This is a genomic window from Parabacteroides johnsonii DSM 18315, assembly GCF_025151045.1.
Lineage (GTDB): Bacteria > Bacteroidota > Bacteroidia > Bacteroidales > Tannerellaceae > Parabacteroides > Parabacteroides johnsonii.
Genome location: NZ_CP102285.1, coordinates 624,440 through 645,770, shown reverse-complemented (window position 1 = coordinate 645,770; position 21,331 = coordinate 624,440). Strand labels below are relative to the sequence as shown.

General features: G+C 45.5%; 16 protein-coding genes. 5 read left to right on the top strand and 11 right to left on the bottom strand.

Annotation, left to right across the window (positions count from 1 at the left end):
* Nucleotides 1–138: 138 nt before the first annotated feature.
* On the bottom strand, nt 139–4,191 hold the full coding sequence (locus NQ564_RS02875) for a response regulator (RefSeq protein WP_039847972.1): 4,053 nt from the start codon (nt 4,189–4,191) through the stop codon (nt 139–141).
* 113 nt (nt 4,192–4,304) lie between these two features.
* Here NQ564_RS02875 and NQ564_RS02870 point away from each other — a divergent pair, with 113 nt between their 5' ends.
* The 4 genes from NQ564_RS02870 to NQ564_RS02855 all read left to right on the top strand — a co-directional run bounded on the left by NQ564_RS02870 (nt 4,305) and on the right by NQ564_RS02855 (nt 7,429).
* Nucleotides 4,305–5,423, top strand: a complete 1,119-nt coding sequence (locus NQ564_RS02870; RefSeq protein ID WP_008145834.1) for a redoxin domain-containing protein — start codon at nt 4,305–4,307, stop codon at nt 5,421–5,423.
* 119 nt (nt 5,424–5,542) lie between these two features.
* Nucleotides 5,543–6,235: an iron-sulfur cluster assembly scaffold protein gene (locus NQ564_RS02865; protein ID WP_005640918.1), complete on the top strand. Its 693-nt coding sequence runs from the start codon at nt 5,543–5,545 to the stop codon at nt 6,233–6,235.
* On the top strand, nt 6,228–6,419 hold the full coding sequence (locus tag NQ564_RS02860) for a hypothetical protein (protein ID WP_008145831.1): 192 nt from the start codon (nt 6,228–6,230) through the stop codon (nt 6,417–6,419). Before NQ564_RS02865 ends, NQ564_RS02860 begins: the two co-directional genes overlap by 8 nt.
* 8 nt (nt 6,420–6,427) lie before the next feature.
* Nucleotides 6,428–7,429 carry a GGGtGRT protein gene (locus tag NQ564_RS02855; protein WP_008145829.1) on the top strand — a complete coding sequence of 334 codons (1,002 nt, stop codon included), beginning with the start codon at nt 6,428–6,430 and terminating at the stop codon, nt 7,427–7,429.
* 548 nt (nt 7,430–7,977) lie between these two features.
* On the opposite strand, the gene NQ564_RS02850 is transcribed toward NQ564_RS02855, so the two are convergent.
* From NQ564_RS02850 to NQ564_RS02815, 8 genes are all read right to left on the bottom strand, one after another.
* Complete coding sequence (locus tag NQ564_RS02850) at nt 7,978–8,409, bottom strand: hypothetical protein (RefSeq protein ID WP_008145824.1); 432 nt, start codon at nt 8,407–8,409, stop codon at nt 7,978–7,980.
* Between the two features lie 9 nt (nt 8,410–8,418).
* Nucleotides 8,419–10,146 carry a serine protease gene (locus tag NQ564_RS02845; protein WP_039847971.1) on the bottom strand — a complete coding sequence of 576 codons (1,728 nt, stop codon included), beginning with the start codon at nt 10,144–10,146 and terminating at the stop codon, nt 8,419–8,421.
* A gap of 328 nt (nt 10,147–10,474) precedes the next feature.
* Entirely contained in the window at nt 10,475–11,695 is a 1,221-nt protein-coding gene (locus NQ564_RS02840; protein WP_008145821.1) for an ABC transporter permease, read from the bottom strand.
* Nucleotides 11,696–11,705: 10 nt separating this feature from the next.
* Nucleotides 11,706–12,926, bottom strand: a complete 1,221-nt coding sequence (locus NQ564_RS02835; RefSeq protein WP_008145819.1) for an ABC transporter permease — start codon at nt 12,924–12,926, stop codon at nt 11,706–11,708.
* Between the two features lie 2 nt (nt 12,927–12,928).
* Nucleotides 12,929–13,924, bottom strand: a complete 996-nt coding sequence (locus NQ564_RS02830; RefSeq protein ID WP_008145817.1) for an HlyD family secretion protein — start codon at nt 13,922–13,924, stop codon at nt 12,929–12,931.
* A gap of 18 nt (nt 13,925–13,942) precedes the next feature.
* A complete protein-coding gene (locus NQ564_RS02825; protein WP_008145815.1) occupies nt 13,943–15,376 on the bottom strand; it encodes a TolC family protein in 1,434 nt (477 codons plus the stop codon).
* A gap of 74 nt (nt 15,377–15,450) precedes the next feature.
* Nucleotides 15,451–16,656, bottom strand: a complete 1,206-nt coding sequence (locus NQ564_RS02820; protein WP_008145813.1) for an MFS transporter — start codon at nt 16,654–16,656, stop codon at nt 15,451–15,453.
* A 421-nt stretch (nt 16,657–17,077) separates the two neighbouring features.
* Nucleotides 17,078–17,611, bottom strand: coding sequence for an FHA domain-containing protein (locus NQ564_RS02815; RefSeq protein WP_008145811.1), 534 nt, complete (start codon nt 17,609–17,611; stop codon nt 17,078–17,080).
* 522 nt (nt 17,612–18,133) lie between these two features.
* On the opposite strand from NQ564_RS02815, the gene NQ564_RS02810 reads away from it, so the two are divergent.
* Nucleotides 18,134–19,708, top strand: a complete 1,575-nt coding sequence (locus NQ564_RS02810) for a PAS domain-containing sensor histidine kinase (RefSeq protein ID WP_370758597.1) — start codon at nt 18,134–18,136, stop codon at nt 19,706–19,708.
* A 17-nt stretch (nt 19,709–19,725) separates the two neighbouring features.
* On the opposite strand, the gene NQ564_RS02805 is transcribed toward NQ564_RS02810, so the two are convergent.
* A complete protein-coding gene (locus NQ564_RS02805) occupies nt 19,726–20,604 on the bottom strand; it encodes an NAD kinase (RefSeq protein WP_008145807.1) in 879 nt (292 codons plus the stop codon).
* Nucleotides 20,605–20,643: 39 nt separating this feature from the next.
* The gene (locus NQ564_RS02800) at nt 20,644–21,303 is read right to left on the bottom strand and encodes a CBS domain-containing protein (protein WP_008158683.1); all 660 of its coding nucleotides are present in this window, start codon (nt 21,301–21,303) and stop codon (nt 20,644–20,646) included.
* Nucleotides 21,304–21,331: the final 28 nt, after the last annotated feature.

Below are 21,331 nucleotides of genomic sequence, written 5' to 3'. Positions count from 1 at the left end.
TGTTGACGATTAGTGGGACACGCATAGTCCTGAGCATCCCGAACAACAATGTACGCAAGCAGTATTATGAGTTCATGCTCGACGAATATTAGTAAGGTTAGAGAGAATGGAAGAAATACAAGGCATCTAATAGTCACCTTATTGCATTTGCCTGTACTGTCCTGGCGTAACTCCGTATTTGGCTGAAAACTCACGATAAAAATAGGATTTGTTGGAGATTCCGACCTGGTAGATGATTTCCTGCACGCTCAGGTTTGTCGTGACCAAAAGCTGAGCTGCATGCTTCATACGGTAGTCCTTGATAAAATCGCTCGGTGTCAACGGTGAAATTTTTTTGAAACGGCGATACAGAGCACGGGTATTCGTGCCTAATTTATCGGCTATAAGCTCAGGACGCAATGTATCCTGAGCAAGATTTTCTTTTATTATGGCTGTCACGGAATCCATAAACTCCTTATCCTCCTGATGGATCAACTGACCACCGGACTGCTCATAAGCGCTTTCTGGGGAATAATAGTAGTCTTTCAGTTCTTTTTTATTCGCCATCAACCTGTTCACGACGGAATGGAGCACCACGGATGAGAACGGCTTGGTCAGATAGGCATCGGCACCCAGATCCAACCCTTCCGCCTGTTCGTTTTCCGAGACCTTTGCCGATACTACGATTAAAGGTATATGCCGAGTGAACTTATCAGACTTGATACGGCTGATCAATGCAAACCCATCCATGCTCGGCATCATGATATCCGTAATAATCAAATCAGGAGTTTGCTGCTCCATCAAGGCCAAAGCCTCCTCTGCATTAAATGCTTCCCGGACGACATATTCGAACGATAACGTTTCCTTAATCAACCAAACGATATCCCGGTTATCATCGACCACCAATATAACTGGATTACCAATATTCACTTCGGTTTCAGCAGCCACTGCTGAAACCGGTTGTACAACCGGAACCTTTTCACCGTCTTGTTCATCCAAATCTGTCTCCTCAGCCTCCAGATAAGGCAACGTAACGATAAATTCGGCAGATTCCCCCTCCTTGCTCGCTACTCTTATCTCGCCACGAAGCAGCTGGACCATACTGTGGCAGATGAAAAGCCCCAATCCATTTCTGGAAGTCATCTGAGTATAATTATTTCCATCCAGATCACCTAAGATATGAAAACGGTCGAAAATCGTTTTCAGGTCAGCTTCCGCTATCCCCTTACCTGTATTATATACCTTTATTATCAGAGATTCATTTTCTATCCGGACAGAAACATCGATCGTGCCTTTCTGTTCCGTGTACTTGAATGCATTCGACACCAGGTTACGTATAATCTTCTTCAGGCTGGGTACATCCGTATTCCAATAAACCGGTTTATCAACATCACTAAAAGTAAAATTGATCCCGTTCTGCTCCGCGACAGGCATAAACGATTCACATTGCTTCCGGATCAAACTGCCTACGGACACCCGCTTGATCTGTATATGGCTGAATCCAACTTCCTCGATCTTTCTGATATCCAAAATTTCTTGGATCAATTCATTCAGGCTTGTAACGTTTTCACCCAGGATACGGGCATATTTCTCCAATTTTCCATCAGCCAACCGGTCAGCGGATGTCTTGATATGATCGTTCACACCATTAATCAAAGTCAAAGGCGTACAAAGCTCATGCGTGATATTGGCGAAAAAATTCAACTTCGCTTCATACAATTTTTCTTTTTGCTCTTCTCTGATTTTACGGGCGACTTCGGCCTGTTTTTCCACAATCCGGCGGCGCAGCCAATACACGATACCCGAACATACAACTGCCAACAACAGACCATAGACAATCATAGCCCAAGAACCGCGATACCAGGGAGGTAACACCCGTATATGCAAAAAATACTCTTTGGCATCCGAATCGAACACATCGTTCTTGTAACGGACTTTCAAAACATAATTGCCATAAGGCAACTTCGTAAATACAACCTCATTATCTTTTTGCAGTTCAGTCCACGATGTATTATAGTTTTCTAATAAATACGAATACTCATAGTTTTCCCCGTGTATATAGTCGGTCGCCACAAAAGAAATCGAAAAGGTAGATATATTGGGAGGAATAGTCACATATCCGGTTTTCTGATCCGTATAGTCATACAAACTATGCGTCTCATCTCCCATCTTCAATTCAAAGAAATGCAAGGCTGGCTTATAATTCTCCTGCCGGTCGTTTTGCGGACCTACCCATATCAGCCCGTTTATTCCGCCGAAGAACAGTTTTCCTGTATAAGGACACTTCCAATAGGCATCATCCGAGAACTCCGTCACATCCAAATCGGGACTTCCATAATTATGGAAAAACTGATTGCGAGGATTGTATTTAGTCAACCCTTTATTAGTACTCAGCCAGATACAGCCGTCAGAATCTTCGAGAATACCATGAACCATGTCGTTCTTTATACCGTCAATTCTGCTATATTGTCGTACCTCAGCCGGGGTCTCTGAATGTAATTTCATCTGCGTCATACCGGAACTGGCTCCCAGATAAAAAGTCGAATCTTGGCTATAACACATGCAAAGCACATCCCCTACCGCCCGGTTGCCCGCATTATTCATCGGAATAAATTCATATTTCTTAGTCAGCAGATTAAAGCGGACCAGTCCATATCCTCCACGGCTTCCCAAATAAAGAAGGGAAGCCTCATCATCATAATTCATAGAATGGAACTCATTACAAACTTTTCCATCCTTTTCAAGGATAAACGACTTCACATATTCAATAACAGGTTCTCCGTCCTTTCTACCAATGACAACTTCCAGCAAACCATCTCCGGTCGTTGCCATCCATAATGTCGAATCATTCACTTCACGGATCGCATGAACATACCTGATCTTTGTATCGACAAGGCTTGCCATCGTATGGACTTGCTTGTCCACTAAGGAATAATAGGACAATCCTGGTCCTTCCGTCCCTATCCACACCCAGGGATAATAGTTGCTTTTACGGAAACAATAGACACGATCACTGGACAAGCCGTTCGATGTAGTGAAATGTTTGACCTTTCCGGCCGGTATTTCTCCTTTTTCATAGGAATCATAATCTTCCACACGCACAAAACCATTCCCTTTAGTTCCGAACCAGATCGTTTTTTCATCTTCAGTATAGATCGAACGGACCGGATTACGCATGACAATCGGCAAACTCTTGAGTTGAATCCCAGAAAACCGGTTATATTTGTCATAATACATCCGGACTCCCTGCCCGTCTGTCCCGACCCACAAGATATCCTGCTTCCGGTCAGGCAAAACACAGAATAGCCCGACATCAAATCCCAATGCCTCTTCCTGATTATCTATGTTTAGCAAAAGCCCGTTCCTGAAAACCAGGTAAGGGGTGGAATGAAACAATGCGATGCGGGAAAGATTTCCATATTGATTCATCCAGCAGGTAAGGTCGGCCAGATACTTTTTCTGGCGGTCTTTCATCCGGTAAGAATAAAAGCGGTTTTCCATATCCACATAGTACAGAATACCATCGAGATAATAAGCACGGTCAATTTTCTTTTCATGGATCGGCGTTTTCCTTATGTCCAATGCTAAGGGAAAGGAGTCGAAATCCGGACAAATCTCAAGCAGGCAGCCATCGGCGTCAAAAATAAAGAATTGTCTTTCTCCCTCTGCAAACAAGACTTTAGATACTTCTTCATTCATCCCCCGTACATGTACATCCTGGAAAGAACCGGTTTCAGGAGAATAGCAGGAGATAAAATCTTTTTGCTTTATGAGCAGCGTATTACCAGCCGAATCAGAAGCCACATTCAGACACTCGGGATATTCCGTGTAGGACTCCGTCACCTTCCTCCCTTTCAGCGAAAACCGGTTCAATCCCATAGAAGTCGATACCCACAGATATCCGTCTCCGCCATACACGATTTTATTGATGATATTGCTGCATAAAGTATTCTTGTTGTTCGGTTCAAAGCGAAACACATATGTATTCTTGCCGTTATACAGATTCAAACCGTCATAGGTACCGATCCACATATAACCGTTCTCATCCTGGTACATGTCAAGGATGGCATTATTTGACAAATCTATATTATTTGCCATATGCAGAGAAATCCCCGCGGACACCGGACAAGAAAACAGGAACAAGCAGACAATGACAGACCTGAAGAAACGGAAAACCGCCGCATATCTGGTATCTATATAGGATAAATTCATAATAACGGTTATTAGGCCACAAATATAGCAAATAATGTGTCAATTTTTTCTTACTTTTGCGCCAAACGTCTGTAACTAATAAAGTATTAATCGTTTTAATACAACGTAAATATATGAAAAAGTATTTTCCTATCGCCGCTTCTGTCCTGCTTCTCGCAGCCTGTAGCGAAAAACCGGGTTACGAAATAACCGGTACCGTTTCAAACAATGATTTGAATGGTAAGTATGTATATCTCTATGAATATGGAGTAAAAGATGCTGCACCGCTGGACAGCGCCTTAGTACAAAACGGAGTTTTTGCCTTGAAAGGCACACAAAATGCTCCTGCCCTTCGTACTCTCCGTTTTTCGGAAGAAGTGGTTGAACCGGTACGTGTCGCTCCCGGAGAAAACGCTCCGTTTATGGCAACATTCGTACTTGAAAACGGGAAATTGGCTGTCGTGCTGGATTCGACTTCCACAGTTAGCGGAACTCCCGAAAATGACGCACAAAAAGAGTTGCAGGCTAAGATCAAAGACTTACGTTCCGGTATAGACAAATTGGTTGCCGATATGAAGTCGGGTGATGAAAATCTGATTAAACAGGCGGAAGCCAAATATGAAGAGATCGACCGTAAGATTACGGAAGCCGTTGTCAACTATATCCTGACTCATACGGATAAACAATCTGCCGCCAAGAATCTCTACGATTTCCGTTACAATATCAGCGAAGAGCAGCAAAATGAAATCATCTCCAAAGCAGACTCTTCTTTCAAATCCGTTCCGGGCATCAGCTATATGATCGACCATCTGAATGTATTGAAAAAGGTCGCTGTAGGACAGAAATTCACCGATTTCGAAATGCCGGACGCTAAAGGCGAAATGCACAAACTCTCCGAATATGTCGGTAACGGCAAAGTCGTCCTGATCGACTTCTGGGCATCCTGGTGTCCTCCCTGCCGTGCAGAAATGCCGAATCTGGTCAAAGCCTATAAAGACTACAAGGGCAAAGGATTCGATATCGTCGGCATCTCTCTGGACAGCAAAGCCGATGCATGGGCCAAAGGTGTAAAAGACCTGAATATCACCTGGACACAACTGTCCGACCTGAAAGGCTGGCAGAACGGCGGTGCCGCTCTTTATGGCGTCAACAGCATCCCTCATACCGTACTGGTTGACAAAGACGGTACGATCATCGCCAAGAACCTGCACGGCCAGGAGCTGGAAGATAAAATTAAAGAAGTTTTGAAATAACCGGTCCTGTTGCACGGCTGAATTAAAAATTTTATCTTTGTGCGGTCTTTTAGAAAGCGATCTTACATTAAAATTAGCATAAAGTTTTATTATCACTTTAATATAATAAATTAGCGATTATGATTTATTCACATGAAGTTCAACACATGTGTGTTGTAAAGAAGGGAGCTAACCACCAGTGTGCTCCGATTCCTGAAGAAGGAAAGTGGGTTAGAGCAACTCAGATTTCTGACATTTCTGGTTTGACTCACGGTATCGGTTGGTGTGCACCGAAACAGGGTGGATGTAAGCTGACTCTGAACGTTAAAGAAGGAATTATCCAGGAAGCACTTGTAGAAACTATCGGTTGCTCCGGTATGACTCACTCTGCTGCGATGGCTTCAGAAATCCTGCCGGGCAAAACACTGTTGGAAGCATTGAACACTGACCTTGTTTGTGACGCTATCAACACTGCAATGCGCGAATTGTTCCTGCAGATCGTTTACGGTCGTACACAGTCTGCTTTCTCTGAAGGTGGTCTGCCTGTAGGTGCCGGTTTGGAAGACTTGGGTAAAGGTCTGCGCAGCCAGGTAGGAACCATGTTCGGCACATTGGCCAAAGGTCCTCGTTACTTGGAAATGGCTGAAGGTTACTGTACTCGTATGGCTCTCGATGCTGACGACGAAGTAATCGGTTATGAATTTATCCACTTAGGTAAATTCATGGATATGGTAAAGAAGGGTATGGATGCTAACGAAGCACTGGAAAAAGCCAAAGGCTCTTACGGTCGTTTCAAAGAAGCTGTAAAATATATCGATCCTCGTAATGAATAAGAAAACACTGACACGCGTCCTTTTCGGGCTGATCGCTATCACCATAGTGGCAACGGTTATCGCTTACTTCGTGATTAAGCCGGACCGTCCCTGGATGGCTTTTTATGTAGCCTGCTGCGGCGGTGTACTTGTTTTCAATTTTCTGATATCTTTATTTCTGGTAAATAAGAACTTAAAAAAGTAAAAAATAATATGGCTTTATTTGAAAGTTATGACCGCCGTATCGATCATATCAACGCGGTTTTAAAAGAATATGGTATCAACGGTATCGAAGAAGCAAAGGCTATCTGCGACGCTAAAGGTATCGACCCTTATACAATGTGTAAGGAAACACAACCTATCTGTTTCGAAAACGCTTGCTGGGCTTACGTTGTAGGTGCTGCAATTGCAATCAAGAAGGGCTGCACCAATGCTGCCGAAGCTGCTGAAGCTATCGGTATCGGTCTGCAGGCATTCTGTATCGCCGGTTCTGTTGCCGACGATCGTAAGGTAGGTATCGGCCACGGTAACCTGGCTGCCCGTCTGCTTCGTGAAGAAACAAAATGTTTCGCATTCTTGGCAGGTCACGAATCTTTCGCTGCTGCCGAAGGTGCTATCAAGATCGCTGAAATGGCAAACAAAGTTCGTAAAGAACCGTTGCGCGTTATCTTGAACGGTCTGGGTAAGGATGCAGCTAAAATTATTTCCCGTATCAATGGCTTCACTTACGTTCAGACTCAGTTCGACTATATGACTGGCGAAGTAAACGTAATCGAAGAAAAAGCATACTCAAACGGTCTGCGTGCAAAAGTTAAGTGCTACGGTGCTGACGACGTTCGCGAAGGTGTTGCTATCATGCGTAAAGAAGGTGTTGACGTATCTATCACAGGTAACTCAACTAACCCGACTCGTTTCCAGCACCCGGTTGCAGGTACTTACAAGAAAGAATGTATGGAAAACGGTCACCCGTATTTCTCTGTAGCTTCAGGTGGTGGTACAGGCCGTACCCTGCACCCAGACAATATGGCTGCCGGTCCTGCTTCTTATGGTATGACCGACACAATGGGCCGTATGCACGGTGACGCTCAGTTCGCTGGTTCTTCATCCGTTCCTGCTCACGTAGAAATGATGGGATTCCTGGGTATGGGTAACAACCCGATGGTAGGTGCTACTGTTGCTGTAGCTGTTGCTATCGAGGAAGCTATGAAGAAGTAAAACTATTTTTATAGCATAAGCAAAGTCCTTGTAATCCGTGGATTGCAAGGACTTTTTTTATTAAATGGAAATATTATCAAAAAAACATGTAGAAAATCAAAACAAAATGGAATACTGATTGTTATTATTATAAACAAACACAGTTAAAAAAGCTCATTCAAAATAGCAACGATAACCGGAATTCTGATATTCCACGAAAAATGTAACTTCAATAAATGACAGCACCTAAAACAGGCAAACATTTAGCAGGCTTCATCCTATTCACGATGATGTTTTTCCTTACGTTCTCCTGCCCTACTAAAAAAGAGTTTAAACAAGACACACATTTGGCCGGTCTTTCTCCGACTGGTACACAATTATAGATGCTCGATACATACCCCATAATCAGGTTTATTTACCTTTTCATTACGATTGGTTGTCGAGTACATGGCCAAAGTTGCACCGAACAAACAAAAAAGAGGCTTAATACTTATTTCTTCAAAGATTAAGCCCCTTTTTTCCCACACTAACCCTTCTTTCCAATGAGCCTTATAAAACCGTATTGAAGGCTATTTCCTCACTAAAGTATATTTATACCCTGTTTCCGAGCAGTCTTGCAAGATAAGAGTATCCCCTTTGACAGACACAGGATAGGCCGGGTTGGTCTCGTAGAAGACATCCATCAGATATGCTTCATATCCGGCCTCCGTATCCGCTTTGCGCCAGTTCAAGGCTCCCGGTTCAGCTTTGCCGTCCTCCGTCCAGACATACTGGTCGTCTGCAAACTTGATGAAAGTATTCTCATACTCGCAGAATTCACGGGCATTCTTGCCGCTCACCAATTCCCAATCTCCGTTAACCAATGCCTTGATCTCCGGCAGCTCCTTATCGAACAACGTTACATTCACGTTCTCCACTTCCTTCTTCTTACCCTGACAAGCCGTACCAAACAGCAGGACAGCGACAAGCAGCAACGGCAATACATTCATCAGTTTTTTCATATTCCTATCTTATTTACAATGTTCCTTTATCAACTTCTCGGCAAGTGGATCACCCAATTCTTTAGCTTTGTTGAATGCTTCGCAAGCTTCTGCTTTCTTCTCCAAACGGACATAACAAACGCCCCGCAAACGATAACAAGCTCCGAAATCAGGAGCGATCGCAATTGCCTTCTCTATACTTTTCAGTGCATCTTCATACTTCTGCTGACGAACGTAGATAGAGGCTTCTTCCGCATAGTAGTCAGGCGTGTCAGGACTTCCCTGTATAGCAGCCTGGATATCCTTCAAAGCTCCTTCCAGGTCACCCGCACGAAACTTAGCCTGTTCACGCAGGAAAAAGAAGTTCGGAAGTACCTGGCCACCGACCAGCGTATAATAAAGATCATAATCAGCGATAGCCTCCGTGTATTGTGCAAGGCGTAGACGCCAATCGATCCGTTCCAGCACATAAGCTGCCGCCTCGGCATTCATATTTGTCCCGCATTTCTCGATCGCCTTATCGAGCAAGTCGATCACATCACCGATATTAAAACCGGTAACCCGTTCCTTTGCCTTTGCAGCCAAATAATAGGAAGAAGCAGAGGCGACATCGCTATTGTTAACGATCATGTACTCATCGAATGCCTGTTGGAACTCTCCTTTATTGAATAGGATATCCGCCCTTAACTGATGATAGGCAGGCAGATTGTCCTCTTCGATTGCCTTATCCAAAGCCTCCATAGCGGCTTCGGTTGTCCAGGCGGGATCGGTCAGCGTACTATCAGCCGAAGCAACACCGTAGATCAGCTTAGCCTGGTTATACCAGAAATCACCTTTCTTATCGCTATATTTGGAAGCGGTTTTTATGTCGTCCAATGCCTTTTGCAGATAAGTTGCCTGTTCAGCCGTAGAGTTAGCCAATGCCGCACGATTGTAGGCATAAAGATCGGAACGATTCAGATAGCCGTCAGGAACATCCGGGAAGGTGGCGATAAAATCGTTGACCGTTTCCAGGCGTGCCTTTGCGTCCTGCGTGCCACTAATCAGGTAAAGAGCGACGGTTGCTTGGTCCAGTTCTTTCGGCCATCCTTTCGGTATATTGATATTGCGGTATGCAGAACTCAGATAATCAGCAGAGCCTATTGACAAGCTACCCGCATATCCAGCAGAAAGACCATAGCAAATATCTTTCTTTCCACCTGCATCCGCTTGTGCCAGCCCGAACACTTCACCTTCGGGAGTCAGCAACGGGGCATTGAGTTCGTTTTCTTCCAATGAGATTGCCATCTTGTAATATTTATACGGATCTTTCAGTTTACTTACTTCGGTAATAGCACCGGACTTAAAGGTGGCGTTCTTGCCGGTAGAGTACAACAGCAGATAGGCATTCGTCCCGTTTGCCACCGGATCGGCAGCGATCGGCAGGAAAGCGGCCTTCTTCGGCACTTCGACCTGAAACTTTACGGCATCGTACAGTTCGTCCGCCCCCTGGATATTCTTAACTGGAAATGTCTTTCCCTCGAAGTCTGTGATTGTTGCTTTCTCGGCTCCTTTGAAAATATCGTATGCTGAGACAGCCTCGCCTGTTTCGGAGATAAAGAATCCCGTACTGGTTGCGAGCTTATTTCCATCCTTTCCATAAGTGGTAATTGTAAAGACCGCTCTCTTGGCTTTGTCCATCCATTTAGGAGCGTTTTTCTGTGCTGTTGCCGAGAAGCACAGACAGCTGATCAAAATCAAATGTAGTATTCGTCTCATTTCTTTTTCATGTTATCAGATACAGACGCAAAAGTAAGTATTTATCTTAGAATATACACATCATGGTGTTAAGAAAGATAAAACACCGCTTTTTGCTTTCACCTTCCAGGCTTAACAGATGATTATAAAAGCCTAAACAACTGAATATCAAAGGTGATATTTCGAAAAAAACAGCCTATACCCTATTCGCCAATAGGCTATAGGGTAGAAACAAAAAGGTTATAGGCTGTTCCGGAACAGCCTATAACCTTTTTGGGAAGCGGTCGGCATCGCTTTTGATGAAGCTGCCGATGTTTTTCAGAAAGGCTATTGGTTACACCTATAAAAGCTATGACTTATGGGATGGAAAGCTATCGGTTATTGCCGGAGAAGCACCTTGTACCATCGCTTTCCGGATATTATACCTATAAACCAAACATGCCGTCACGAAATAAAACGCGCACTGTACCCACAGGGTAATATATTCGGATTGTATCTCGCTCATCGAAGCCCCCATCGAGTTCAGCTTGACATAGGCCATTGTCGCTGGGGCTGCCGGAATGAGATAATGTGCCATCTTCCAGTACCAGGGCATCAGTTCTATCGGATACGAGACACCGGAGAGAAAGATGAGGCCGACAGAGAAGAAGGCAATCATCAAAAGCGGTGCGTCGGAGTCCGTAAAGAACAGGGATGCCGTAAGCCCGAAAAAGCTAGTCGCCAACAGGAAGGGTATCATCAGCATGATGACATACAGGGGGTTGCCAATATCCGGGAGACCGAACATCAAAGGGATCAGCCCCAATAGGAACAAAGCGAAAACCGCATACAGCATACCATAAACAAACGTCTTGCCGATCACCACCTGTGCCATCCGCCCAAAAGAGAGATCCACAGGATTGCCGGCAAAACGGACAATCGAGCCGCTATGCCGTTCGTCGCCGCTAATCATGGCGATCACCATCATCAACGTCTGAAAGATGATCACAACCAGGACCGAAGGAATCAGGTAAGTTCCATACCCCTCGGTCGGGTTATAGAGAGCAGTCCCGACCACCTCGACAGCCTGGGCCGAAGCAAGCTTCGGAGCCACCTGTTGAGGCAAGAACACCAACATCTCCGGCCGGTAGTCGTCGTTCAGAGCCAACATGGAAGCAGCCGAAGCTTCCTGCATGGCGAGGTAGTAAAGGAAAGCGCTCGTCGTCTCGTACATGATGAAAACAGACTCTTCACCACGGGCAACACGATCCTCGAAATCGTCCGGCAGGTAGAGGATACCGGCCACCTGGCCCGCTTTCATCATGTCCTGAGCCTCCGGGTAATCAGTAGCCGTAGTCACGACATTGACCTGCGGGGTGGCGTCGAGCAGACGGACGTAGTGGCGGCCCAATTCGCTATGGGAATGATCAACGACGGCGACCGGAACTTTACGGACCAGGTCGGGGGCGTACATATAATTGTACAGCAAGCCGTAGACAAATATGCCTCCCATCAGTACGAGCAGGATGGCATAGCTACCGGCAATCGTCTTGAACTCATCATGTATAACAGATATTACCTTCATATTCATATTTCTTTTTTTAAGAGACGAGATGCCTCCACATCTCTTCGTTCACAATCGCTTTCTTCAAACGGGGCAACATCAGCAGCGAGGGAAGAAGGAAGCAGAGCAGCGCAGCGTAATTCACCCAAGTCCAGGCAAAACCGTAATCCCCGTAAAGCAAATTCTGGTAAATCTCGGTGAAATGGCGGACAGGGAACAAGTAAGAAGCATAATGCACAGGAGCATACATCGAGGACACAGGAAAGGTCACACCTGACAGCGTTGCACCAAGCGAACCGACCATCGACACGATGCTGATAATGATGCTGAGTGCGGGAAAGACAGAGAAGATGAAGACCGCCAGTGCTTGTGTCGAGACGACAAACAGGATTGCCGTAAGGTTGAGCGGCCAGAAACCACATGAAAACGGTATGTGCATAAGACCGAACATAACATAGTTCGCCAATATACTCATCAGGCTGAAAATAACGGTGTAGGGCAACAACTTTCCCGCTACCGCCGTCACAATATTGCCGCCTGCCTCCGAGAGCCACTCTGCCCCCGTCCCGAACTTAATCTCGCTACCGACGGCATAGACCGTTGTCAGCAGGATAATGACCTGAAAGAGGATAAAGAAGAAGGGGTTGCTCAAGTAAACTGAGTAGTCCAGATCAGGATTGAACAGAGGATGGCTACTGGCCTTGACGGGGAGCAGGAAGGTAGTGATCTGCTCCTCTCCGATTCCCAAGGCGGTGGCTTGCATCACAATCGGGGCCATCGAAAGTTGGCGGAGGACGGTTTCGAAAGCGCCACGCACCTCACCGCCTACGCTCAAGAGAGCATAGTGATAGTAGTAGGCAAGCGTCGTCTGCCGTCCGGCCATGACATCAGCCGTGAAACCAGTAGGGATCACGAGATAGCCGTATATTTCTTTCGACTGGGTGGCACGCCGGGCAGCCGTCTCGTCGGTATAGCGATGCATAACCTTGAAAGTAGGGACGGCTTCGACTGTCCGCACGACTTCCCTCGACATGGAGGTATTATCTCCATCGACAATACCGACGGGTATGTTCTCCATCTGCCCATTCCCGAAGATCGTGGACATGAAGAAGATGCAGAACAGCGGCAGCACGATACACACCCCAAAATAGAGACGTCGCGAGACCATCCGTACAAGTTCTCTTCGAAGAACCCGTATGAATGGACAATTGATAATTGACAGTTGACTATTCATCATACTATTCTTAAAATTGCCCATTGTCAATTATCAATTGTCAATTCAACCAGTGCCGACATTCCGGGACGCAACCCATCCACCTTTCCGACCGGCAGGGCGTGTATCTCGAACGTACGGAGATCGTAGCTACCTGTCTGCTTGGTCGATTTCCAAGTGGCGAAGCTACCTAAAGGGCTGACATAATTGATCTTAAACTCGATATTCTTCTTATTGATTGCCGGAACATCGGCAACAAACGTCCCTCCCATCGGGAAGAACGGCAGGCGGTCTTCGCGGACATTCAGCACAATATGCACGTCGTCAAGCACGATCAGGTTCATAATAGGCATACCGGCTCCGACCAACTCCCCCCTTTTCGGGAAGATGGTCGATATCTGGCCGGATTCCGGGGCTGTCAAACGGGCATCCTGCAAGAGAGCGGCAACCTCTTCAACCGTACCTTTAGCTGCGCTCACCAGAGATCGGGCACTCTCTTTATCCTGTATCTGGGCACCGTCGAGTGCCATCTGGTATTGGTTCCAGGCTGCCCGCTCACCGGCTACGGCGGCCTCATACAAAGCTTTCACCTCGTCCCTCCGTTGCGAAGAAACGACGCTGTCTTTATACAAGGCTTCGATACGGTTGTAAGTGGTCTTTGCCAGTTCGAGGTCCGACTTCGACTTGTTCCAAAGTTGCTGGACAGTGGCAATGATCTGCTTACGCGTTCCCTCGTCTACCTTCTGGTTCTGGAAACGGGCGATACTTTCGAGAGCGTTCACTTGCTGATATTTGGCGAGTGCTTCGGGGCTGTTGATGACCACAAGGGTATCGCCGGCCTTCACATTCTGCCCTTCCTTTACTAAAAATGTGTCGATACGGCCGGGCAGTTTCCCGGAGATGCGTATCTCGGTTGCTTCAATTTGTCCCTGCAAGATCACAGGTTTGTCTTTCAACAGGAGCATACCTGTGAAAGACAGGATGATGACGGCGATCAGCACTACTATGAAGGAGATCGTCAGATATTTTTTCGATTTGTCCATGATTATACGGTTTTATGTTTATAAGATCTCTGTTTTACCGTCCATCCGGTATTGATGAAAGGTTTCGGGAATACCACAAATAGACAGGAGATTGGCGAGCGCTACATCATACTGGTAGTAAGCGAGCAGGAAGGCGGTCTTCACTTTCGAGAGCACCACTTCAGCGTCTACCACATCCGAGGAGGTCGCCATTCCCTCTTTGAAGGATTTCTCACGGATACGGACCAATTCATTACTCATCTCAAGTGTCGTATTCAACGCCTTGACATTGTCCATCGCATTCTGCATCTGGGAGTAGAACTTATCGACCCCAACCTGCAAATCGCTCACAGCCTTCTCTTTTCCGATGGCGAGCGACTGACTGGTCAGGCGTGCCTGCCGGATACGTTTCTCCCGGTCGAGGCCGTCGAAGATGTTCCAGGTAAAACCAACCCCGATCATCGTACGCGGCATGAGGTACTTGTCGAGTCCGTCCGCATAGAGAGTCTGCTTGCCGATCAGGGCGATGTTGGGGAGGTAGCCTGAACGGCCGATCTTCAACTGGTCACCGGCGATATTTTCCTGTAGTTTCAGTTGGTTGACCAGGTAGTTGTTAAAAGGGATCATCTCCTTGAAGTAATTGGCCGAAGGGATGCTCTCGTTGATAAAGAGGGAGGTTGTCGTACGGATCTCCTGTTCTTCCCCTATATTGATCAGACTCTTAAGTGCCTGACTGGCGACTTCGAGGTCTTTCCGGGCAGATTCGAGTTCACGCTTCGCCTCTTCCATGCTTACCTGAGCGACAAGGCGTTCGGCCCGGTTGATCATCCCTTGCTGTTCTAACTTCAAAGCTTGGTCGTAATGGGTTTTCAGGGAGTTATAGGTTTCCGCCTTTACCTCGACAACCCGCTGGCCGAGTCGTAAACCGAAATAGCTTTCGATCAGCAATGCTTGCTGGTTCGCGCTTACCTGTTCGCGGTTGACTTCGGCGACGGACACGAGCTTCTTGCCTATCTTACTGGCATAAATACGTTTACCACCTGTAAAGATAGGCCAGGTCAGGTTGGCATCGATCGACGTGACGTTCTGCGAAATGAGCGGCAACGTCAACGTGTTTTGTCCGATCTTATCAAGAAGTGATGAGATAAACTGGTCGTTGGGCAAGATAGAATGGACATACTCTTTCGCCGGATCGGTGAATTGGTTCAAGGACTGGTGTACCTCGACCGGGTTCGACATATGCACATAAGCTCCTGCGGCACTGATAGTGGGATACCAGAAAGCATTGAGCTTCTGATGTTCGTTCTTCGCCAGCTCCACTTCCTTCCCGGCAATCCTGAGACTTTTGTTCTCGCTTTGCAAGAGCGTGAGGGATTGCTCCAGCGACAAGTCCATTGCCTCTGTTTGGGCAGAGGCAAAGGCAGGAAGAAGCCACAGCAGGGCAATGCTGAAGTGAGTAAAGTTATAAATCATAAGTGTGTCTAAATTTAGTTTGTGCGAAATTTATGATTTATAACAAGGCGATCGCCTTTATTGTTCCCCTGCCCCTATCGTTTCTTCTTAAGGTCGGGCAAGAACCACGTGACCAGTCCGATAAGGGGCATATAGCCACAGACGTTATAGACCGCCTCTATACCATACCGGTCAGCCATATTCCCCAATACGGCCGATGCAATCCCTGCCACCCCGAAGGCAAAACCAAAAAAGAGTCCGGAAATCAAGCCTAATTTATAAGGTAGCAATTCCTGTGCATACACCAATATAGCCGGGAAAGCCGACGACAGGGTCAAACCGACACAGAAACTGAGAATCGCCGTCAGATACAGGTTTTCCACATGGGGCATGATCAGTGTAAATGGGGCGGCTCCTAAGATAGAGGCCCAGATCACGTATTTCCGTCCTACTCGATCACCGATCGGTCCTCCTAATAACGTTCCGATTGCCGTCGCGATCAGGAAGACGAACAGGTAAAGTTGGGAGGCTTGCACACTAACCCCGAATTTATGAATCAGATAGAAGGTGTAGTAGCTGTTCAAACTCGCCATATAAATATATTTGGAGAAGATCAGAATCAGCAGGATCACTATCGAGAAGACGGTCTTTCCCATCGGGAGCGGAGTACGGACATGCGTCTTTGGCATTTCTACTTCCGCTTTCTTCAACCGGAGCAGGAGACCTTTATACCAGTGTCCGACGGGGATCATCACCATAATCGCGGTAAAGGCCAAGATCGTGAACAAGGCGATATGCTTCCGCCCGTAGGGAGCAACAAACACGGCAGCAAGTAACGGTCCCAATGATCCGCCCAAATTTCCCCCGACCTGGAACAGCGATTGTGCCAATCCTCGCTTTCCGCCCGATGCGAGTGAAGTCAACCGGGAGGCCTCCGGATGGAAGACTGACGAACCAATCCCGACCAATGCTACCGAGCAAAGGACCAGCGGCAACGTACCAGCAAAAGCCAGGCTCAACAACCCCACGAGCGTAAAACTCATCCCTGTCGGCAATGACCATGCCGAAGGCCATTTGTCAAAAAACAATCCAGTCAATGGCTGGCATACGGATGCTGCCGACTGGTAGACGAGCGTTATCAACCCGATCTGGGCAAAACTCAACCCTAAATCTTCCTTAAATAGTGGATAAACAGCCGAGATAACGGACTGTAACGTGTCATTCAAGCAATGACATATACTCAAAGCGACCAGTACCCGGAAGGTGATTCCCGTAGTGGCCTGTACCTTGTTCTGTTCCATTTAATTAACCTTATTGCCTCTTTCGATTGCAAAAGTACATATAAAAAAGGATCTGTCAGAAAGATTGTTCGAAATATCCGATTTAACACTTACATTTTAATACAATACAAGGATTACAGGCTAATTGATAGCCTTTTAAGGTCCACTTGGTCATAATCAATGAAACTTTCGTTTAATATCTTTGTGGTTCTTTATGTAAAAGGGCGTGAGCCAAACCCGATATGAGTTGTTTTATACTCGAAGTCGAAAACAAAAAGCATGAATAATGATTCTTTAGCTTAGTTTACTGCCCCGGAGTCGAAAGAGATTTTTTGCATCCATCTCTCCCGAAACCTACGCCAAATTCCCCCTATCTCCCTTATCGCCCTGATGCAGGAGGTCAGTTTCACTCCGGACAGTATCTAAGTTCAAATCGAAAAGACTACTCTTCCTCTCCTCCCGGTACATGGAGAATAAAGGTGGTAGCACCGATCGTTACAATGGCGCCTTCACCGATCCGCACCTGTTCTTTTTTTCCGACAAGTACGCTGCACAAAAATGTTCCGGTAAGACTCGGGAAATCGCGCAATGTATAAACGAGCTTCCCTCCTTTATCTTCTTTCACATTTATCACACAATGCTTACGGCCCATACTGGGGTCACTCGTGATGATGGGGACATCGACTCCGTCGGTATCTTTATTACGGCGACCGATCACGTTATCGCCCATTACGAGGGGAAGTTCCTGCTTGAACCCGAAAGCATTTTCGATTACTGTAATATAACCGCAGGAAAAGTCCGGTTCCTTCACCTCTTTTTCCTGTCCCGATTCGGTACGGACTATTTTTCGTCCTAACTTGATCTTGAATTGGGAACCACATTGCGGGCATACGAACGCCAACACTTTACCTTCCGGATACTTTGTTTCATCAAACGCTAACTGATTATCACATTTAGGACAGAAAACTCTCTTCATATCTATTTTTGGGTATTGACATATAAATTGTGTACAAAGATACAGTTTTTCCCTTATATAACCACTGTTCTACGGTTATCCTGCAAATCCATGTTATTATAGTCCAATGGCAAAACGACAGATATGTTATAGAAAATCATATACAAAAAAAGGCTATCCGTCACGGACAGCCAATCTTCATTGTTAACCTTAAATCTAATACCATGAAAAACACAGTGCAAATATATAGACTTTTATGTTATGTAGCATACTTTTTTACTTGGAAAATTCATTCACTTAACCATGTTTAACAAAATCATGCTACAAAACATAATTTTAGATACACATTTTCCCCCTTAGGCAACGACCTGTTCCAGTTTTGTATACAAAAGCAGCAATTCCGTATAACTTTAGCCGGGTATCAAAAATAACAATCCATTTATATTCCCTAATTTCACAATTATTTTTTTACAAAATCATAGGATTATCATTACCTTTGTCATAAAACAACAAACCAATAAACGAGATATGCAAAAAATGGATATGCCTCATTTTTCTACACACAACCCTTTGAAAAAAGAACTGAACTTGGAAAACATCTACCAGAAACTTCCAATAGGTATCGAACTATACGACGGAGAAGGCAATTTGATCGATCTGAATGAAACAGACGAACAGCTATTCGCCATAAAACGCACGGATATTATCGGCATAAACCTATTCGAAAATCCCAATTTTCCGGCAGACCAGATTCACCGCTTGAAAAAGGGTGAGGAAGTCGCGTTCGATTGCCAATATGCTTTTGACAAAATAAAGACAAACCAATATTACCACATAAATCCCCAACAAGAAAATACGATCTTATATCTATCTATCAAGTGTCTTCCTTTGAAAGACGAGGATGAAAACATATACGGGTACATCATCATGTTCAGCGATGAAACAGAGAAATATAAGAAGATCGAAGAAACCAACGAATTGTTTAACAAATTGAAAACAGTTATCGGAGACGGAGATTCTCTTATGTGGGAGTACGATATCAAAGAGGATAAGATGCATATAGACCTCGAACTACGCGATCCTGCCAAACCTTCTAAATTAAAAGAATGCAACCTGACCTCTCGAAAAGACTTCTACCAGCTTGTACATCCGGACGATCACCAACGGGTATTGACGGAAGCTTTCGAAAAGTTGATCAAGGGGGAAATAAAAGGATATACTGCCCAATACAGGCGCCTGTTCAGGGATGAATACATCTGGGTCAAAGCATTTGTACAACCATATAAATATGATGAAAACGGAAAACCTCTGAAAATACTCTATTATTTGACCGATATCACAAATGAAATAAATATACGGGAGAAACTACGTGCAGCAGAGAAAGAACGACATCAAAAAAACATCGAACTCGCAAAAGCCCAGGAATCCAATAAACTCAAATCGATGTTTCTGGCAAATATGAGCCACGAAATACGGACGCCCCTCAACGCAATCGTCGGTTTTTCCAGCATTCTCGCAGATATGCAAGAGGAAGATATGGACGAACGGCATTTCTATGTGGATATCATCAACAAGAACAGTGACCTGCTCTTGCAGCTGATCAACGACATTCTCGATTTCTCAAAAATAGAAGCCGGCACATTCGACATCCATCTAAAAAAGTTCGACTTCAAAGAAATTTGCGAGGAAATCTATGCTGTCCACGCCTTGAAAATACCAGATCATGTATGTTTCTCTTTCAATCGGGACTTACCATCCGTCGAACTCAATTCCGATCCGAAACGGCTCACACAGGTAATCTCCAATTTCCTGACCAATGCTATCAAATTCACATCGGATGGCGAAATCAAATTGGATTACCTATTGGAAAAAGATAAGATATATGTATCCGTGACAGATACAGGCATCGGAATCAGCGAAGAAGCATGCAACAACATATTCGACCGGTTTGTCAAACTGAATACCCACAAACAAGGGACGGGTCTCGGACTATCCATCAGCAAAAGCATCATTGAAAAATTAGGTGGGAAAATCGGCGTCTATTCCACTTTGGGAAAAGGCTCTACGTTCTGGTTCACACTTCCGCTAACAACAAACGGGGTTTCAGGCACACGATAACACACAAAGAGAACTACCTATTTCATCCTTGTATCGGCTCCCCACATGAGCTTTTCACGGAGGGTCTGATAAAAAGTATGGTTATATCGTTTGATCACTTTGGTCGTATAATCGGCTTTGCTCACCCGCAATTGTATACCGGTCGGGAAGATCTCGGAACGCCCATCAAGAGCGATCAGGAAATATTTATTCCGGCTTTCCACCCCCAGAGTAATCGTAAAGGAATCCGGAATTACCAGCGGACGGACATTCAACGAATGCGGTGCGACCGGGCTCAAGACTAAATTCTTGCTTTGCGGAATGATAATCGGACCGTTCACACTCATCGAATAGGCCGTCGAACCTGTCGGCGTAGAGATGACCAAACCATCAGCCTGATAAGAAGTCAGATATTCCCCGTCGAGCGCCGTATGGATCGTAATCATGGAAGAGGTGTCCCGTTTCAGGATCGCAATCTCATTCAAGGCATAATTATAACCGTGAAACACCCGGTCTTCCGTATGAAGGCGCAATAAAGTACGTTCCTCCGTCTTATAGTAATTCTTAAATAATTCATCCAGCGTATCTTCTATATCCTTGCTTGCCACATCTGCCAGAAAACCGAGGCGGCCGGTATTGATGCCCAAAATAGGAATGTCCTGCTTATTCACCCTGGCGGCAGTACGCAGGAATGTCCCGTCCCCCCCCAGACTCAACGCCACATCCAAATCAAACTCGTCGCTTGTCAAGATGCCCGATACCGCAGGTTCATAATTCAAAGCATCCGTAAGGAAGAGATAAAAGTCACGGTCCACAAAAACCTCTGCCTCCAAAGAAGCCAGTTTTTCAAATAACCGCCTAATCACAAGTTGCTTATCCGCCTGATATTCGCTCCCGAAAACCCCAACTTTCTTCATACCCGATTCATATTTTCCTAATTGTCAATTATCAATTGCTTATATATTCATATAATAGACCAATTCTTCCATCCGTTGTTGCAATAAGTCGTCCACCATCCCCTTTTCCATAAAATAGTAGAGGACTGTATAATTAAAACGTTCAAAACTACGGATCACAGGAGATACATCTTCCAGATCGATCTTGATAATCAAATGCAACCTCCCGGTCGTCTTATCCGTATAGGAAAGCAGGCTCAGGACATGCGCATTATTCGCCTCTATCAAGCGGGCGATGTCCGTCATCGAATAATCCTGCGGCATCACTTCCAGCACAAAAACACTTCCGGCCGTATCGGCATTGCAAAGTTCGGACAGGATATCGATCAGTTTATCACGCGTAATGGCCCCGCTATACTCCCCCTCCGCACTCACAACCGGAAGGAGGCTCAACTGATAGCGGGCGGCCAGTGCCAACGCCTCATGGATATGGGTATCTTCTCGGACACTCGGTGAAAACAATACCGGATCTCCGATAGTAGCAGTCGGATCAGGCATCGCCAACAGGTCTTTTTCAGAAACCAGACACCGATATACGTTTTCGTTCAACAATGGCAGATGCTTTAACTTAAAATCATCCATCAAAGCTAATGCATATTCCCCGGTGTCAAAACTTTTTAACACCGGAAATTCCTTCGTTATGAAATCTTTCACCAACATTCTTCTGTATATTCCCTAAATACTGCTA

What these genes read in the sequence shown, in the direction of transcription:
- NQ564_RS02875 (WP_039847972.1), bottom strand. Translation starts at nt 4,191, where the DNA reads ATGAATTTATCCTATATAGATACCAGATATGCGGCGGTTTTCCGTTTC.
- NQ564_RS02870 (WP_008145834.1), top strand. Translation starts at nt 4,305, where the DNA reads ATGAAAAAGTATTTTCCTATCGCCGCTTCTGTCCTGCTTCTCGCAGCC.
- NQ564_RS02865 (WP_005640918.1), top strand. Translation starts at nt 5,543, where the DNA reads ATGATTTATTCACATGAAGTTCAACACATGTGTGTTGTAAAGAAGGGA.
- NQ564_RS02860 (WP_008145831.1), top strand. Translation starts at nt 6,228, where the DNA reads ATGAATAAGAAAACACTGACACGCGTCCTTTTCGGGCTGATCGCTATC.
- NQ564_RS02855 (WP_008145829.1), top strand. Translation starts at nt 6,428, where the DNA reads ATGGCTTTATTTGAAAGTTATGACCGCCGTATCGATCATATCAACGCG.
- NQ564_RS02850 (WP_008145824.1), bottom strand. Translation starts at nt 8,409, where the DNA reads ATGAAAAAACTGATGAATGTATTGCCGTTGCTGCTTGTCGCTGTCCTG.
- NQ564_RS02845 (WP_039847971.1), bottom strand. Translation starts at nt 10,146, where the DNA reads ATGAGACGAATACTACATTTGATTTTGATCAGCTGTCTGTGCTTCTCG.
- NQ564_RS02840 (WP_008145821.1), bottom strand. Translation starts at nt 11,695, where the DNA reads ATGAATATGAAGGTAATATCTGTTATACATGATGAGTTCAAGACGATT.
- NQ564_RS02835 (WP_008145819.1), bottom strand. Translation starts at nt 12,926, where the DNA reads ATGGGCAATTTTAAGAATAGTATGATGAATAGTCAACTGTCAATTATC.
- NQ564_RS02830 (WP_008145817.1), bottom strand. Translation starts at nt 13,924, where the DNA reads ATGGACAAATCGAAAAAATATCTGACGATCTCCTTCATAGTAGTGCTG.
- NQ564_RS02825 (WP_008145815.1), bottom strand. Translation starts at nt 15,376, where the DNA reads ATGATTTATAACTTTACTCACTTCAGCATTGCCCTGCTGTGGCTTCTT.
- NQ564_RS02820 (WP_008145813.1), bottom strand. Translation starts at nt 16,656, where the DNA reads ATGGAACAGAACAAGGTACAGGCCACTACGGGAATCACCTTCCGGGTA.
- NQ564_RS02815 (WP_008145811.1), bottom strand. Translation starts at nt 17,611, where the DNA reads ATGAAGAGAGTTTTCTGTCCTAAATGTGATAATCAGTTAGCGTTTGAT.
- NQ564_RS02810 (WP_370758597.1), top strand. Translation starts at nt 18,134, where the DNA reads ATGCCTCATTTTTCTACACACAACCCTTTGAAAAAAGAACTGAACTTG.
- NQ564_RS02805 (WP_008145807.1), bottom strand. Translation starts at nt 20,604, where the DNA reads ATGAAGAAAGTTGGGGTTTTCGGGAGCGAATATCAGGCGGATAAGCAA.
- NQ564_RS02800 (WP_008158683.1), bottom strand. Translation starts at nt 21,303, where the DNA reads ATGTTGGTGAAAGATTTCATAACGAAGGAATTTCCGGTGTTAAAAAGT.